We start from the raw sequence: 15,040 nt of genomic DNA on the forward strand, positions 1-15,040 counted from the left end.
CTTGGTTGGCACAAAGCCAGCAGACGAACCTGCTAGATGAGAGCTGTTCGCCTGCTGGATTTGTGCCAACCAAGGTGGGTCAATTTTAAATGATGATGCCGGATCAATTTTGAACGCTCATTGACATGGATGTAAGGAAGATAGTCGCAGAAAAGCGGTGCCAGTTGGCGTTGGTTTATTCTGCTTTTCAAGGGAAGTTATGGCGGAGAGACAGGGATTAACCTGTCAATCAGCCGAGGCACTCCCACAATCTATTTATCTGTTTTAATACAACGTACTGCAGCAAATAGACCCACCTTCAGCCTACCGAATAACCCGCGAAATGTTATGTAATTTGTTATGTAATTATGCGTTGCTCATAGGTCACCAGATTAGGCTACTTGATCCAGTCTATGAAGTACAGATATTAGCTTCAGTAAGCACACTCAACAAATAGAGCAAACAATGGAAGAACGTCCCGTCACTTTGGCAGACCTGAAGGAACTCAACGCCCCGGTTCGCGCTCACTGCGACAACTGCCAAAAAACTGCTTACGTCTCGACTGAGGGAATGCCTGAGCACACAATCATAATTCATATTGCACGAAGACTGAGATGCTCGCGTTGTGGATCTACTAAAATTGTGACCCGGCCCTGCTACCAGCACATGGTGCCGCAACATCCCGGCGAGCAAAACCGCTAGTTTACTGTAACTTGCATTAGTGAACTGTTATTTACTTACGGTTCGCTATACGCTATTACCCGTTATTTATTGCGGATTGTCTGTTATCTGGTGTCTAAATACTGTTGTCTGGCAACTAACTTTTGTTGAGGGGCATAACATGACACATACGATCTCAGTAATTCAGCAGAAAGGTGGCTGCGGTAAGTCCATCTTAACCGTCTCACTGGCGAGCATCCTTGCTGGAGAAGGACACAACGTCATCATTCCAGATACAGACACCTTGCGCTCGTCCTCTCTTTGGGCATCGCAAGAGCTTTATTCTCGTGGCGAAATTGATCATGTCCACGAAACGAACGACAACGAAATCACCGGGTTACTGCGAAAACTTCAAGGCCAGTACGATTACACTCTTGTAGATACAGCAGGCTTTAACACGCGTATCGCCGCGTACGTCGCTGCCGCAAGTGATCTGGTCTTAATTCCCTGCACAACCACGCTTGCAGACGTTCAAGGCGCGGTAAACACCCAGCGCTTCCTCGCCAAACTGAGTGCTGAGATAGGCAAGCCAATCAAGAACGCCGTGGTTCGTCTGGATTTCAAACGTAAAGAGATCAATGACAGCGCCATCTCAGATGAGCTGTCAGATGAAGCAGACCTCGATGTTCTGGACTCCGTCCTCTGGCACTCCACATCCTTCAAAACTGCACTGAATACTGGCAAGCAGCTCAAAGGGCGAGCCAAGGTCTACACTCAAGAACTTGTGCGCGAGCTTCGTTCAAAGCACCTCGTTCCTCCAACCATCAATCTCAAAAAAGCTGCGTGAGGTAACTATGGGAGATTACAAAACACGAAAACGAAACCTGATTAGTCGTGACACGCCTCAAGTAGAAACAACCTCAGAAATCGTCACAGAGCCCGCCGAGAGCCGTTCAGTGGAAGAGATCATCTCTCAGCTAGTGCAAGACAGACCAAGCGAGCACGAAGCATTTGTGAACGCCTTGCGTAAGTCTAAGAGGGAGAATGTTGCTTACTCTCAGGTTCCCGTGCCCATCATTGAAATGATGGAAGCCAGACAAAAAGAGCTAGGCTTGAAAAAGAAAGAATACTTCTACCACCTTTTGCGAAATGACGGCCTAAAAATCCCCACGGCCAAAGAACTTGACGCCCGCAACCGGGGATGATTGCGAGCGTCAAGGTTTCTCATATTGGACTGTAGAGTTAGTTGGAGATGATCAGCTCAGAAACTTGTTTGCCTGCACCTTTCGCAATGGAATAGTTCAGGCTAACAACATCCTGCTGAAAGCCGTCAAAGGTCTGTCGCGTTTCGTCTCTATCATTCAGCGAGAGAATGAAACGGCCTGCGATCTTGGAAAGCCGTTCTGCCATCTCTGCAAAATCGGAGCGCTCAAATACCCCCTTACCGTAATCTGTCTCCCCACCCCAGTAAGGTGGGTCCAGATAGAACAGTGTCTGCTCTCCATCATAGCGCTCTATGCAAGCACGCCAGTCCAGGTTCTCTATGGTTACTGCAGACAGCCTGTCTGCGACCTTCTCTATGTTGCTCAGCACGCGATTTACGTTAAAACGGGATGGACGCTCTAACGCTGTCCCAAAAGACTGCCCCACAGACTTACCGCCGAACGCAAGCCGTTGGAGGTAGTAGAAACGAACAGCTCTTTGAATGTCAGTCAGATGATCCAATCCACTGCCTTTGAGGGATTCAAATTCCTCACGTGAGGCAAACATGTATTCCAAGCTTCGCAAGAACTCAGTCTTGTGTGAGCGCAAAACACGAAAGAAAGTGACAAGCTCGCTATTTATGTCGTTGACCACTTCACATTTGGCGACAGAGCTTCTCTTGAAAAACACCCCGCCCATTCCACAGAACACATCCACAAAACTCTGGTGTGATGTCTGATTGATCTTACCGACAATACGGGCAGCAAGTTGGCTTTTGCCGCCAAGATAGGGTGCCGCCGGCTCAGCATTGACCGGAGCGACTTCTCCAAACAGGTTCATGTTGAAATTAACTCTCAGACTATGGCTAGATTTCCCAACCATACAATTTACAATGCATGGTTATGGTGGGAATGAGCCTTCTAGCTTGCTTTACGCTCTCACGGACTGTCTTGATAAAGGCCGTGGAATGACGTGTCCACACACGTCTTTCTTCCCACCTCTGGTCTGGCAGGTATCGAGATTAGGATAATGTATTGAAATGGTGTTCGGGCGGCCTAAGCTGACATTCGATACTTTCGTGCCAACATTCACAGCGAGGCGAACGCTGGCATGAAAGCGTCTTTTGTGAAGAGCCGAGCGCAAGAGATTAGCGAGCTTTCAGAATCTTCAGTTTGTCCTGCTTTGCTTTATTCTTGGTCGATTCCTCAGAACGTGTGAGAGATTTGGCTATCGCTTTTAAACTCATTCCCTTTGCCACTAGCAAATGCAACTTTCGAGTTTCCTCGGGTGTCCACGCTTGACGGTGGCGTTCAAAGCGGTCTGTCATCGATTTCATCTACCTTATCATTGGGGTGAAGCTAGCATAAAGCATTGTCGTGCTGATTGCGCTAGTACGCTGACGGGCAACAATATGCTTGGAGGGTATGAAAAGAGAAATAGGCTGCTTACACACGTCAGAGGTAGACTTATGCAACCGGGCTTAGCTAGTGCAAGCATAGTGCTTGTGACCAGTTGCGGACATTCAGCCTAAATCTTCGTGCTTCCAGCCAGTACGTGACTTCAACTATAAGTCGACTTTGGCCAGCATGTTACTGAATGACCATTGCTGCCATTCACGCTAACTCCGAGACCAATCCAATTGGAGGTTTGCTTATGGCGTTCAGAGAATGCACTAAAATACTTCGCAAATGTCGAGAGCTCGAAATGCTGCATGATACGCTTGCGCGTTAATGAAAAAAGTATTTCTTATATCGTCCTGAAAATGCAGGCGTTGCATGGATATTTTCATATAGCTTGCCAGACTAGACTGATGTCAGAATTGAATATTTGCACTCAGTTTGCCGCCGTAGGCTTCATAGTCTGAAACTCCAATGCCATCGTAAAACCCTTCTCCTAAAACTCGAATTCCTGGAGATGGCATGACCAGCTCTGCCCCACCTTCTACTCTGGCTCGGAAGTTCTCATCAGCCGAAGCCAGTGTCGCGTCTGTAGGAATTGCGTTGACCAAGCGATTGAAATCGTAAATCCCTGACACAGATAGGAAAGGAGAGAACAAGTAGCCTGTTTCGCCCAGATAATCATAGGAGACACGTGGCCCAAATTCCAATCGACCAAGGGTGAAGGTCTGATCGGAGATTGTGTTTCCCAGTTGATCAATATACGCCTCTTGTTTCTCATAATAGTAGGTGAGGTTGGCAAACGGATTAAGTGTCATCTCATTCAGACTAAAATCTCCAGTTAAGCCAGCCTGGAGTAGTAATCGCTCTGTATCAAAATTATCCGTTCCCAGCCCCAGTGCGTCCACGTCATTGCTGGAACGGCCATATGTGGCTTGACCATTCATGTAGAGATTAGGTTGTAGGCGAAGAACCGCATAAGGGCCAAACATCCAGCCAACACCACTGGCTGAAGTGTTGGCTGTATTGTTGTCCTCCTCAGAAATATCCAGCTGTGTCAAAAAGCCGACAAGGAGTTCATCCTCATAACGGTAATCGACACCAACGAAAAACAAACCGTTGTTGCTTCCAAAATCATTGTTTTCGACGCGGATATAGGACCCCTGTGCCCAGATATCGAAGCCGGAGGGGGAATAGCTGTCATCTGATATTCCGCTATCAGAAACAAGACTGCTTATAGCTGATGAGGCTTCATGAGGTGTCGCAATTGCATCGGCAGCCCAGCCAAGCTTTAAATTTTGCTTGGGCGGTTCCATCTGGTCAAATCCGTTGGCAATACGAGTGGCCGCGTGTGAAGAATTATTTGTGTTAAGAGAAGTCAGCTTGTTCATAAAAGAGGCGTAGCTGAACTGGAATGAAGCCTGCTGACGTGATGAAGAAACATCATAAAAAAAGCTATTCAAGCCTTTTTGCTGGCCAAACTTTCCGGTTCTTAACCTTTGTACCAGCCTTGGTTGTTCAGCAACGATTTGATTAGCCCGAGTTCCAACGAAAGCACCAATGACTGCTTTCGTGCGTGCGATGTCAGCGTTGCTGTCACGTGCATTCGTCAATGAAAAATCTGCTGAGGTTCCAATGCCAGAAACACTGGCTGCAACCACATAACTCCCCGCAATGCTGTTTGCTGCCGCGCTCAAACTCGCGACCCCAGCTGCATTGGTCGTAGCTGTTTGTGTAACAACCGTTAAGCTTGCACCAGAGGAGGGTGCTGAAAAGGTGATTGTTTCATTCGCAACAGGATTTCCACCTGCATCGGTGACTGTTACAACAAGCGGATCAGTGAAATTGCTTGAAATCTCGGTGCTTTGATTATTGCCTGAGGTCACAACAATCGAAGAGGGACCTGTTGTGTTCGAAAGAGAGAAATCAGCGGTCGTTGCAACACCGCTCACACTTGCTTCCACCACATAACTGCCACTGGCCGCATTGGCTGTTGCACTCAAACTCGCTACACCAGACGCATTTGTGGTTGCTGTTTGTGTCACAGAACTCAGGCTGGCGCCTGTCGTTGGCGCAGTAAAAGTCACAGTCTCACTGGCCACAGGGTTCCCCCCACTGTCGGTCACAGTCACAACAAGCGGATCAGTGAAATTGCTTGAAATCTCGGTGCTTTGATTATTGCCTGAGGTCACAACAATCGAAGAGGGACCTGTTGTGTTCGAAAGAGAGAAATCAGCGGTCGTTGCAACACCGCTCACACTTGCTTCCACCACATAACTGCCACTGGCCGCATTGGCTGTTGCACTCAAACTCGCCACACCAGACGCATTTGTGGTTGCTGTTTGTGTCACAGAACTCAGGCTGGCGCCTGTCGTTGGCGCAGTAAAAGTCACAGTCTCACTGGCCACAGGGTTCCCCCCACTGTCGGTCACAGTCACAACAAGCGGATTTGTAAAAGCTGTCGAGAATTCCGTACTTTGATTATTGCCAGAAGTTACGGAAATTGCAGCGGGTACTCCGCCACTACTTGAGCCTGCAAGCGTTACAGTTCCGCCAGAACGGTTTACTGTGTAGGAAAAATTCTCGCTATTTCCATTGTGAGTTCCGGTAAGCGTGATTGTAGTGTCATCTGCAAGAGTATCCGGAAAGGCATTCGTTCCTGACACAACTGTTTGTGGTGTGCCGTTGATTGAAAGGGTGTTTACCCCCAATCCAACACTAGGAATGTCTGTACTCACAGCGATGATCACTTCATCCGTTGCGGGATTGAATTGAACAAAGAGTGCTTCATCATTAGTAGGTAAATTCGTTACGTTGCAGGTGTCCGCAGTCAAATTTACAGCAATTCCATTTATAGTGTTATCTGGAAAATCACAGCTAACAGCAGCAGTTGCAGGTGTGACAAGAAACAAGTTCAAAAATGTAATTACAAATAAAAGAAAGACAAATATATGAGTTAAAAATATTTTATTCGCACAATATAATTTGTTCTGAAGTTCCATCATGGAAATGAAAATTCCATTATCTAATGCAAGTCAAGAGATTAACTTGCCAAATTCATATCAAAATACTGATTCTTAGATGATGATATTATTGCTTCTTTTACAATTGTAAGTTTTATCGAGTTTTGGCAAAACTTCTTAAATAAAGAGAGTAGCGGCAATATTTTTTTGAAATTGTTATTATGGTTTCTGGAGCGACCTCAGTATCAAGACTACCGAGCATGCTCTTCCTCTAGAAGTTGATGTAGCCCAACGTCCGGTAATGGTATGGACCGCCTGCTCCCCTAAGGCGCAGGCTCTATAGTGATCCTGTTCTCATGAAACCGGAGCAGTCCCATGACCACAGAACTTCTTTCCGTCGGCATCGACATTGGCAAAGATACATTACACATCGTTGGGTTCAATGACGATGGTAGCTACGCTTTTCGGAAAAAGATCAGGCGTCTGTCCCTCGTGGCCACGTTCGAGAAGTTGCCGCACTGTAATGTGGGCATGGAAACGTGCATGAGTGCGCATTTTGTCAGCCGAACATTGCGCAAACTGGGGTTTGATCCGCGTATCATCGCCGCCAAATACACCAAGCCCTTCGTCAAAGGCCAGAAGAACGATTACAACGATGCTGAAGCTGTGGCAGAGGCCGTGCTGCGGCCTAATTTGAATTACGTGCAGGAAAAGAGCCAGGATCAGCTCGATCTGCAAGCCCTGCATCGAGTTCGATCCCGATTGGTCTCGCGTCGTACCGCCACCATCAACCAGATCCGGGCCTTCCTGTTAGAGCAAGGAATTGCGGTGCGCACAGGTAGTAGCAGTTTGAGAAACTCTCTGTTCGCCATTCTCGACAATCGCGCCAATGAGATTTCTTCGCGCATGCACGACATCCTGATCGGCCTTTATGAAGACTGGTTGTGGCTAGACGAACGCATCGATGCGACCAGTACCGAGATCGAACAGATCAGCAAATATGACGTTGGCTGCCAACTGCTGATGAGTATCCCCGGCATCGGACCCATCATCTCCACCGCGCTGGTGGCCGCCATCGGCAACGGATCTGCTTTTGAACGCGGACGAGACCTTGGCGCTTGGTTGGGCCTGGTCCCCCGGCAGTACAGTACAGGAGACAAGCCCATCCTCGGCAAAATATCGAAAACCGGAAATCGCTATTTACGCATGCTGTTGGTGCAAGCGGCACACGTTTTGATGATGCGACCGAAACTTTGGCAGAACTTGAGCTTCGGAGACTGGCTGGAACGGGCATCCAAGCGAATGCATAAGAATAAACTGGCCGTCGCCCTGGCCAATAAGCTGGCAAGGATCGCCTGGAGCGTATTGTATAATTGCACGGAGTTTGACAACCATACAACTGATATGGAGGCGATCTAACCAGAACCTCCTTAAAGTTCGCGACAGAGCATAAGCATGGAACGGAAGAAAGAACGCACCCAAAGTCAGAGGGCCATAATGGTTCTAAGTAACCTGTCCGGTAATTAGACTGTAGGTACGTGCGTATTACCATCAAGGCCACGGCCCGCGTGCCGATAAACAGGTCGGATACATAGTAGCGACTTCAAGGTTCCAAGTAAAAACTCTCTTGCGAAATGCAGGCGGTCCATACATCTTGGCCCACGATGCTGGCAACAGCCTCTCACTTACCTCAGTTCACGCAGTGCAGTGAATGGAAGTAAAGTCTGGTGGGCTCAACTAATCGCTGCAATACATTCGGCAAACTTCTCAGCTACAAGGGGGACGTCGATCTGGAGGCAAAACTCAACCAGTGGGAGTGATTTTACAACCTTCACCGGCCGCTTACGAAGCACTCAGAGAAAAGCTTACAGTCAACGCCTTAATTGCCTCGTGAGTAGCTGCACCTTACCGATCGGTTGAATTGCGACAATCGGGATGCCGTAAAAGTGCAAACAGCAGGAAGCGCGGTGCGAACCCTGCCGAGAGCATAAGTAAGTGTCGTTTAGACTTATTGAATAAGGCCGAACCGAAAACCCTCAGCTACCGCGTGTGTTCTATTCGAAGCATGCAGCTTTCTGGCAGCCGAAGCCAGATACCAGTCCGCAGTATGCTGAGAAATATTTAGGATCTGACTGATCTCCCAACTTGTCTTGCCTGCAGCTGCCCACTTCAGACACTCAAGTTCACGAGGAGTAATGCGATGACGAGGACGACTGATGTTTGAACCAGCTAGTTCACGCACTTTATTACTCGCATAAATGCCAACCAGATGAAGAACACTGATTTCTCGTTCATTCAGTCGAACTTCTGGTCCACCAAAAATCAGCATGCCTTGATAGTTCTGAAGGCCACGCACTGGCACACACACTCCGTCATACATTCCGTAATCGCGCGCTTCTGACAGAACTTGCTGTGCAGCTGCAGAAAGATTGCTATCACGGGCAACGCTGGACCAAAGAAATGGGCGACTAGCAGTACGCGCTTTCGCGACAATCGGATCATTTTGTATGTAATTACGATCGAGATAACGTTGTTGCCATTCAGGCCGCCAGCCACTCAACATAATAGACCCATCAAAGGATGTGTTAGCTTCGGGGATCGCGGCAAGACAAAAACTTGTAAAGCCAAAAGACTGACCAAGTTCAGCAAGACGCTTAGAAACAAGATCAGGTGTCTCTTCATTATTAATAGATTCAACAAATTCTAGTGCAGCAGTCAATGAGTTCATTTTATACGCCCCTACATATAATGCCTCCAACAATCTTACCTTACGAAATATTCACCTGATTTATAAGGTGAAGCTATTACCCATCATCTAAAAGAGGCTAACTATTTTCATAACAATAAATAAATGTATTCAATATTACTTCGCTCCCAATAGAAATATGCCCATAGATATTAGTACTGTTAAATTGCACTATGTTTTATTCGAAAATATCTCATTTAAAAATTTCAGATTTCAAATTATAAATAGATTTTTATTGGGAAAATACATTGAAAAGAGCGCGTTAACACTTGGTTAGTGTTTTCTTACTGATACGGTTCCGCATTTAATCCAATGAAAACATTATACTTTTTTACACATGGTCGAGATCAGATTTCGTGCTTCTATTTGCCCTAGATAGATGCAAAAACCTCAACGATATATCTGAGGGGGACAACGGGGACAACTCCATTCCAGAGCCGCTTTGGGCTCAAAATGCCCCTTATCTTATCGGGCGCTTCACATAATCATATGCTGAGAAGAGCTCTTCAGAAAGAGACCGTAGTCTCATCTGCAAAGACTTGCGCAACCCTTGATAGAAGTCGTCGAACGTCGGCTTGTGGCCCTCGCCGTTGGCTGTGTCCTCTCACTGATAAGAGTTCTCGCAGTGCAGTGAATGCCTTCTTCGTCCGCATCTTACCAGTTCAAAATCACCAAACTTGGATCAATGAGATGTAATGTTCCCTTATTGTTCTTCGTGACGCCCAAATGTGCACGCTCGGTCCTGCTGGGCCTTCAACGAACGCTATCGGTTTTTAGCTCTTGTCGAGAGGTCCTCTTAGGATTTGTAGGCCACTGCTATACGTGAATGGAAATCTATTTCTGTTTGGGGGAGCGATGAAACACCACAGTCTAATGATCATGCTCCTGGTCGCCGTTCTTGGCGCTTGTACTTTCCCTGAAGACCAGGTTGAAAGCCGTGCAGGTGAAACATCTTCCGCTCAACCTGCAGCTCTCAACGAACAGCAGTTCCAGTATCAAAAGTGCGATAGAGGGCGTGGGCCTGATTGCGTGATCGACGGCGATACCTTCTATATCCGTTACGATAAGATCCGCATTGCGGACATCAATACTCCGGAGACCTATCGTCCTGAGTGTGAGTATGAGGCTCAATTGGGTGCAAAGGCAACCAACCGAATGATCGCTCTCCTGAATGATGGGCCTTTTGTGTTGGTGGCCATTGACAGAGATAGGGACCGTTATGGCCGGCTCCTGCGCAAGGTTGAACGCAATGGCCAATCTTTGGGTGATGTTTTGGTGCGAGAAGGCCTAGCGCGTCCATGGACTGGCCGACGCCGGTCATGGTGTTGATGAGGAAGGCTATGTTGTATGCTCTGAGCAAACTCTGAAGTGTGGCAGGACATGAAGAATGGCCGCAAGTTCGTTCTACTTAGACCCTTGCCTCCAGCAGAGTGTGTTCGTTAAAGTTTCAAACAGTGAAGACGAGTACGCTGCGACCAGTATGGGCCATTCCGCCCGTAGCGAAGGAGTGAGATGGGGCTGACAAAATCATGTTGCTTCTGATCGGAGTATTGGCGGTAGTCTCTTTGATCTGCTGGTTTATAGCAATCAAGCAGGGAAGAGCGGTCCTCTACCACGGTGTAGGTGATTTTCTATGGTCGATGTGCGTGCAGTTGACGCCGGTCTATACCGGGCTGTTGCTGTTGTGGTTGCGTCCGGAAGGTTCGCCTCTGGCGATTGACAGGCTCCTGGAGACCTGGCCTCAGTATGGTGCGGCAAGTCTCAGTTTGGCTGTGTTCTTGCTCGCACTAATCAAGTCTCTTCGCTTTGCAATGCGAGCTAATGGTTCGCTTCCTGGAATGTGTCTCTTCCTGCCCAAAACCATTGCTGGATTGATTGTAGTTTGGTTTTGTGGTGGCGTCATGAGCTTGCTGCTCGGGAAAAAGCGAACCGGTAAACGGACCCTGATCTCATTGTTGATCTTCGGGTTTGGCGGTGTTTTGGTGGAAGCCTTAATTACGCCGGTTGAGAAACAGGCAGCATAAGGAAATGCCTAGTTGATCCTAGGCTTGACCTTTGACTGATTGCGACAGTTTTTCCAACTTCCGCAATGACTCTTGGCTTTGTATCACCCTTTTCTGTCCTTCGATGAGGCGCATCAAAGATATTGTAACGAAAGCAAAACCAGCAATCACTACGTCCTTGCCTATGACAAGAGCTGACGCAAGAGACAAGAGGTTTTCGTTGTTCATCTCAAGTGCAGTGAGACCTGCATTTATCAGCGAAAATATTCCGAAAACTGCAAGCCCTGCTTTAATAATAAAATTCATCGTAAAAGCTCTGTCTGCTTGATAAAAAATTTGCTTGTCGACATTCTTCCTGCATATGCAACCAGAAGTGCAATCAACAATGACATTGTCAGTTTGGGCATATCAGTGCTCTGCGTTTCGCGGCCTGTGATCTCTCATAGGGCCAGCTTTGATATCCTTGCGCAGCTGTCTGCAAAAGTCCCCCATATCGTCTCCTGCTTTGTAAAGAACATCCATTGTTTGCACGAAAGCAGGAGTTTTGGTTTCCCATACAGCTTGTATCGTAGCTATAGCGAGCTTCTCTGAGATCCCCACACACAAAGGGTTACGGAAGCAGACCAGATTCAAAGACCCCTCATGCAGGGGCAGGTTCTCAATGAACCTTGCGCGATTGGGATGTTTGGTAGGCCAATTGTCATCTCCCCACCTTGTTGCCTTTATTTCTCTGATGTCGTCAGTGAACGTGGTTGCAGCTTCATCCTGTTCGTGAAGCCAGTCTTCGTGTGCACCCCACGCTCTCGCGCCTGCTATCTGCTGATCTTTGCTTGGGAGACAAAAAGACAAGCAGAACAAGCTTTCAATGTGGCTGCTGCTGCCTGTGATCGTGGTAAGAGCAGCCGAGACGCTGTCTACGAAAGTGAGAGTAGCATAGGCTCTAATTATGATAGCAGCAGTTTAAGCTCAAGCTTTGACAGTGGGAGTAGTTCAGGAGCTGGGTCATTCTAGGTGCCGCTGGACAGTTTGCTCCGGTCATGCCGAACATTTGCAGCACCTCTCCCCATAATATCGGGGGTAACGGTTCACAAAGCTGGTTCTGCTGTAGTGTGAAGTTCGCACATAACTTAGAATATTGGAATCCACCTTCTTTGCGAAGCAGCAGCGCGAGCCAATCCGCGTAATCGGAGGAATTAGGCGCTCCGACAGTAGCAAAGCCTAGGTAAAGGAGGTGGTATGCTAGGTGAGATTTGAACTGAAGTTTGAATTGAAAAAGACCCGGAAAAGATTGGCCGTCTGGTTCCGGGCCGTTTTCAAAATCACGTAGTGATCGGATTGGGGGGCGAAAGCTCCCCTTTCCTTTTCCAAATATAGCCACCCTTCCTGAACAAATCAAGAAGTTGCAAAGCTGTCCCTTTCGGAGTTGCAAGGATTTTTGAATTTGCTTCTGATGCATCGAACAGAACTTGCTAGCGCGCATATTTGGGCGTCATGAAGAATGACAAGGTAACATTGAGTAGTTCAAATCCAGTTGAACCTCGATAAGCGCTCGGACTGTTGCATCAAAGTGGGTGTGTTTTACCCGCACGCGCAGGCGGATGCCGTAAACCTTGAGGAACCCCCGGACTTCATTTGCCAGATATACAGCTTCGTGCTCACTGGGCCATTATCATGACAATTTTTGCTGCGGGTCAGCGTTCTGCTTGGCGTTGCCGCTGGCCCCTATTTTGGTGGGCCTTGATGTCACTGCGTAGCTAATTGCAAAAAATCTTCCATTATGTGTTGAGAGCAGACGCGAGATTTCAACGCTAAGTGATAGGCGTAAGTTGGTGAGGCATCGAGGCTGTTTGAACTTCCAAAGATCCCTGCCCTTGAGTGATCCCGTGCGGTGGCTTTGGAGGTTCCCTGTGGTTCCAACTCTGCCACATAGTAACAAGCAATATTGGTTTTGAGAGATGTTAGATTCAGTGGACCACTTTGGGCCGCTCGTGAACCCGAGAACCCTGAAAATTTGGACAGATGTTGATCCGTGCGGCGCGGGCAAGAGCTTTCAGAAGACTTTTGACTTATCAGTTGTTGATGCAATTTCAACAGTCAGCAGGGCAAGGGTCCGCTGTAGGGGCATCGTTATGGACGAGAGCGACCCCTACGATGATTACGATGGGTTTGGTGCGGGCCGTGAACACGCGATGGAAGCCGCAAGGCAGATTACAGCTAGTTGCTCGGTTTCCCGAGTTAGTGTCGTTGTGACTACGACCGTTACGATCAGGACAGCTTATTTCGATACTGAATGTGAGCCTTTTCAACCTGGCGCTGTGCGTTGCTGTTATGTGCCGGATGAATGGTTTCGTGCGGATGAACAAGGATCCACCAAAACAACTTTAGTATTCGAAATCTGGCGTGATGGTAAACCTGGAAAGGATGCTGGAAAATTGGAGGCGTTGATTGCTGAATACGTGGAAGCTGATGTGGTCGGCGAGCGAAGAAAATCCGCTCCAATTGAGAAAGCGAGTTGAACCACCTTCTTTGGGATGCAGCAGCGCATGCCAAGCTGTGCAATCGGAGGAATTAGGCGCTCCGACAGTAGCAAAGCCTAGTTGAGGAGGTGGTAGGCTGGGTGAAGTTAGAGTTGCGCAATAGAGACTTTCAGGTTCACCAATTCGCTGCATTAAGATTGCTGCACATTTCATTTCTTCTTGTTTGTAAGAATTTTACAGATTATGATTTCTTTCAATAAGATCGCTTTCTATGAGGGCCGATTTATAAGCAGGTTTCGCGATGCATTTGCATTGCTTTGAAGAGCTAGCTGGGCTCTGCAAATAAGCAGCATCAAACCATCATTCCAACCTACTTTACCTTCTGGGTGCACTCCCAGATCGGGCGGCATCCAGCTCACTTATGGACGTTTGCCATGCACAATCCATTTCTTCATCAAGGTGAACCTTCTCAAGAGGGGCACAAAAGACTTTCAAGTGGCCACCTAAGCGAACCCACTCGCGAATGGTTGGTACAGCATTCGTCATGGCTTGGAGGGCCTAAACCCACACAAACGCCCTGGCTCGGATCTTCAACTGTCTTGGGTTGGTGGGTCGCAACACTTGTTTCAAAAGAAGATTTGGCAAGAACACCAAGGGATCTTGGATCCTGTATCGCGTTAGCCAGAGAAGCAAATTTGACGCACCTTTTGTTCGAAAAGGGGGCGGAAGTCATCAAGGGCCTTCCTACATTCACATCCTAGGAAAGTCGACCTCAAAACAAACCCACTGGGTGCACACCCAGTGGGAGTGCACCCGTCATTTTTGATTGCGACCTCGGATTTTCCATTTCTGGAAACTGGAGGGCATTCAAAACTCAAGGAGCACAAAATGATTATTTCAGTTGACGCAAACGCACCTGGCTATTGGGCAAGTGTTAGAGAAAAGGCGACCTTAAGAAGAGCGTCTGAAGCCGTCAAAAAAGGTCTTAAAGCAATTCGGATCTCTCAGGTCTATGAGCAGTATGTTGAGGACCATTTATACCTGATCCAGGAAGTAGCTCGGAAAGAAGGGCTCCATAAGGATCTTGATCAATACAAGAAATTTAAGCGCGAGTGCGCTGATACAATGGGCCTGCCAGAACTAGCTGATTGCGATGAAAGTGATATTCATCAGTTCTCACGAGAAGCTGTTCAAGAGGCTGCTGAATCTCTTTATGGCGATGAAGAAGATATTGATTACGTAGAAGAAGAACTAATGAACCATCAACATCTTGATGGTGTTGAGTGTTCTTGTTGTGGTGCGATCGCTCTCATTGAGCACTTCGAAAAAGTTGAGGGAGGTAGCGTCAACTTTTATACAAACACTTATTGTGAGCATTGCGATACAAGCCAATGAGATGGTGAAAAACGGACTGCATTCGCTGACCTCGCTGGTCAGTTGGTGCAGGTCATCTTCAATAGGATTTATGAGAAAAGAGGGGCTAATGCCCCATAGGCGCTAACTTAAGAAATAACTATCTGATAATATTGATGTAACGCTAACTTCTTGAAAAGCAGAATAGGCGTCTATTATTGGTTTTTTGACCAATATCAGCATTGCGTCTTCGTTGACG

11 protein-coding genes are annotated in these 15,040 nt (G+C 47.5%); 7 read left to right on the forward strand and 4 right to left on the reverse strand.

The window, feature by feature from the left end; translation table 11 throughout:
* Positions 1-820: 820 nt before the first annotated feature.
* Positions 821-1,486 (forward strand): ParA family protein, encoded by a 666-nt coding sequence (locus PsAD37_RS18880; RefSeq protein WP_063297457.1) that lies wholly within the window; start codon positions 821-823, stop codon positions 1,484-1,486.
* A gap of 7 nt (positions 1,487-1,493) precedes the next feature.
* Complete coding sequence (locus tag PsAD37_RS18885; RefSeq protein ID WP_063297458.1) at positions 1,494-1,844, forward strand: hypothetical protein; 351 nt, start codon at positions 1,494-1,496, stop codon at positions 1,842-1,844.
* A gap of 37 nt (positions 1,845-1,881) precedes the next feature.
* Here the strand turns inward: PsAD37_RS18885 and PsAD37_RS18890 are convergent, their stop codons facing one another.
* Both PsAD37_RS18890 and PsAD37_RS18900 read right to left on the reverse strand, forming a co-directional pair.
* Positions 1,882-2,682, reverse strand: coding sequence for a DNA adenine methylase (locus PsAD37_RS18890; protein WP_063297459.1), 801 nt, complete (start codon positions 2,680-2,682; stop codon positions 1,882-1,884).
* 973 nt (positions 2,683-3,655) lie between these two features.
* Positions 3,656-5,977 (reverse strand): autotransporter domain-containing protein, encoded by a 2,322-nt coding sequence (locus tag PsAD37_RS18900; RefSeq protein WP_193778302.1) that lies wholly within the window; start codon positions 5,975-5,977, stop codon positions 3,656-3,658.
* A gap of 600 nt (positions 5,978-6,577) precedes the next feature.
* On the opposite strand from PsAD37_RS18900, the gene PsAD37_RS18905 reads away from it, so the two are divergent.
* Positions 6,578-7,621, forward strand: coding sequence for an IS110 family transposase (locus tag PsAD37_RS18905; protein ID WP_063297462.1), 1,044 nt, complete (start codon positions 6,578-6,580; stop codon positions 7,619-7,621).
* Between the two features lie 589 nt (positions 7,622-8,210).
* Here the strand turns inward: PsAD37_RS18905 and PsAD37_RS18910 are convergent.
* The gene (locus PsAD37_RS18910) at positions 8,211-8,930 is read right to left on the reverse strand and encodes a LuxR family transcriptional regulator (protein ID WP_063297463.1); all 720 of its coding nucleotides are present in this window, start codon (positions 8,928-8,930) and stop codon (positions 8,211-8,213) included.
* Positions 8,931-9,803: 873 nt separating this feature from the next.
* Between PsAD37_RS18910 and PsAD37_RS18915 the strand changes: the two genes are divergently transcribed.
* Together PsAD37_RS18915 and PsAD37_RS18920 are read left to right on the forward strand one after the other, a co-directional pair.
* Entirely contained in the window at positions 9,804-10,277 is a 474-nt protein-coding gene (locus tag PsAD37_RS18915; RefSeq protein WP_084407950.1) for a thermonuclease family protein, read from the forward strand.
* Positions 10,278-10,477: 200 nt separating this feature from the next.
* Entirely contained in the window at positions 10,478-10,972 is a 495-nt protein-coding gene (locus PsAD37_RS18920; protein ID WP_057462226.1) for a hypothetical protein, read from the forward strand.
* 18 nt (positions 10,973-10,990) lie between these two features.
* On the opposite strand, the gene PsAD37_RS18925 is transcribed toward PsAD37_RS18920, so the two are convergent.
* On the reverse strand, positions 10,991-11,257 hold the full coding sequence (locus PsAD37_RS18925) for a hypothetical protein (RefSeq protein WP_057462225.1): 267 nt from the start codon (positions 11,255-11,257) through the stop codon (positions 10,991-10,993).
* 1,823 nt (positions 11,258-13,080) lie between these two features.
* Here PsAD37_RS18925 and PsAD37_RS18940 point away from each other — a divergent pair.
* Both PsAD37_RS18940 and PsAD37_RS18945 read left to right on the forward strand, forming a co-directional pair.
* Positions 13,081-13,467, forward strand: a complete 387-nt coding sequence (locus PsAD37_RS18940) for a hypothetical protein (RefSeq protein WP_153039804.1) — start codon at positions 13,081-13,083, stop codon at positions 13,465-13,467.
* An 849-nt stretch (positions 13,468-14,316) separates the two neighbouring features.
* Positions 14,317-14,823 (forward strand): hypothetical protein, encoded by a 507-nt coding sequence (locus PsAD37_RS18945; RefSeq protein WP_063297468.1) that lies wholly within the window; start codon positions 14,317-14,319, stop codon positions 14,821-14,823.
* The last annotated feature ends 217 nt before the right edge of the window (positions 14,824-15,040 follow it).

Origin of the sequence: Pseudovibrio sp. Ad37, assembly GCF_001623075.1 — a bacterium.
In the GTDB taxonomy this organism is placed as follows: domain Bacteria; phylum Pseudomonadota; class Alphaproteobacteria; order Rhizobiales; family Stappiaceae; genus Pseudovibrio.

Coding starts and splice junctions, on each gene's coding strand:
- PsAD37_RS18925 (WP_057462225.1), bottom strand. CDS start 11,257: ATGAATTTTATTATTAAAGCAGGGCTTGCAGTTTTCGGAATATTTTCG.
- PsAD37_RS18915 (WP_084407950.1), top strand. CDS start 9,804: ATGAAACACCACAGTCTAATGATCATGCTCCTGGTCGCCGTTCTTGGC.
- PsAD37_RS18890 (WP_063297459.1), bottom strand. CDS start 2,682: ATGAACCTGTTTGGAGAAGTCGCTCCGGTCAATGCTGAGCCGGCGGCA.
- PsAD37_RS18885 (WP_063297458.1), top strand. CDS start 1,494: ATGGGAGATTACAAAACACGAAAACGAAACCTGATTAGTCGTGACACG.
- PsAD37_RS18920 (WP_057462226.1), top strand. CDS start 10,478: ATGTTGCTTCTGATCGGAGTATTGGCGGTAGTCTCTTTGATCTGCTGG.
- PsAD37_RS18910 (WP_063297463.1), bottom strand. CDS start 8,930: ATGAACTCATTGACTGCTGCACTAGAATTTGTTGAATCTATTAATAAT.
- PsAD37_RS18905 (WP_063297462.1), top strand. CDS start 6,578: ATGACCACAGAACTTCTTTCCGTCGGCATCGACATTGGCAAAGATACA.
- PsAD37_RS18945 (WP_063297468.1), top strand. CDS start 14,317: ATGATTATTTCAGTTGACGCAAACGCACCTGGCTATTGGGCAAGTGTT.
- PsAD37_RS18940 (WP_153039804.1), top strand. CDS start 13,081: ATGGACGAGAGCGACCCCTACGATGATTACGATGGGTTTGGTGCGGGC.
- PsAD37_RS18880 (WP_063297457.1), top strand. CDS start 821: ATGACACATACGATCTCAGTAATTCAGCAGAAAGGTGGCTGCGGTAAG.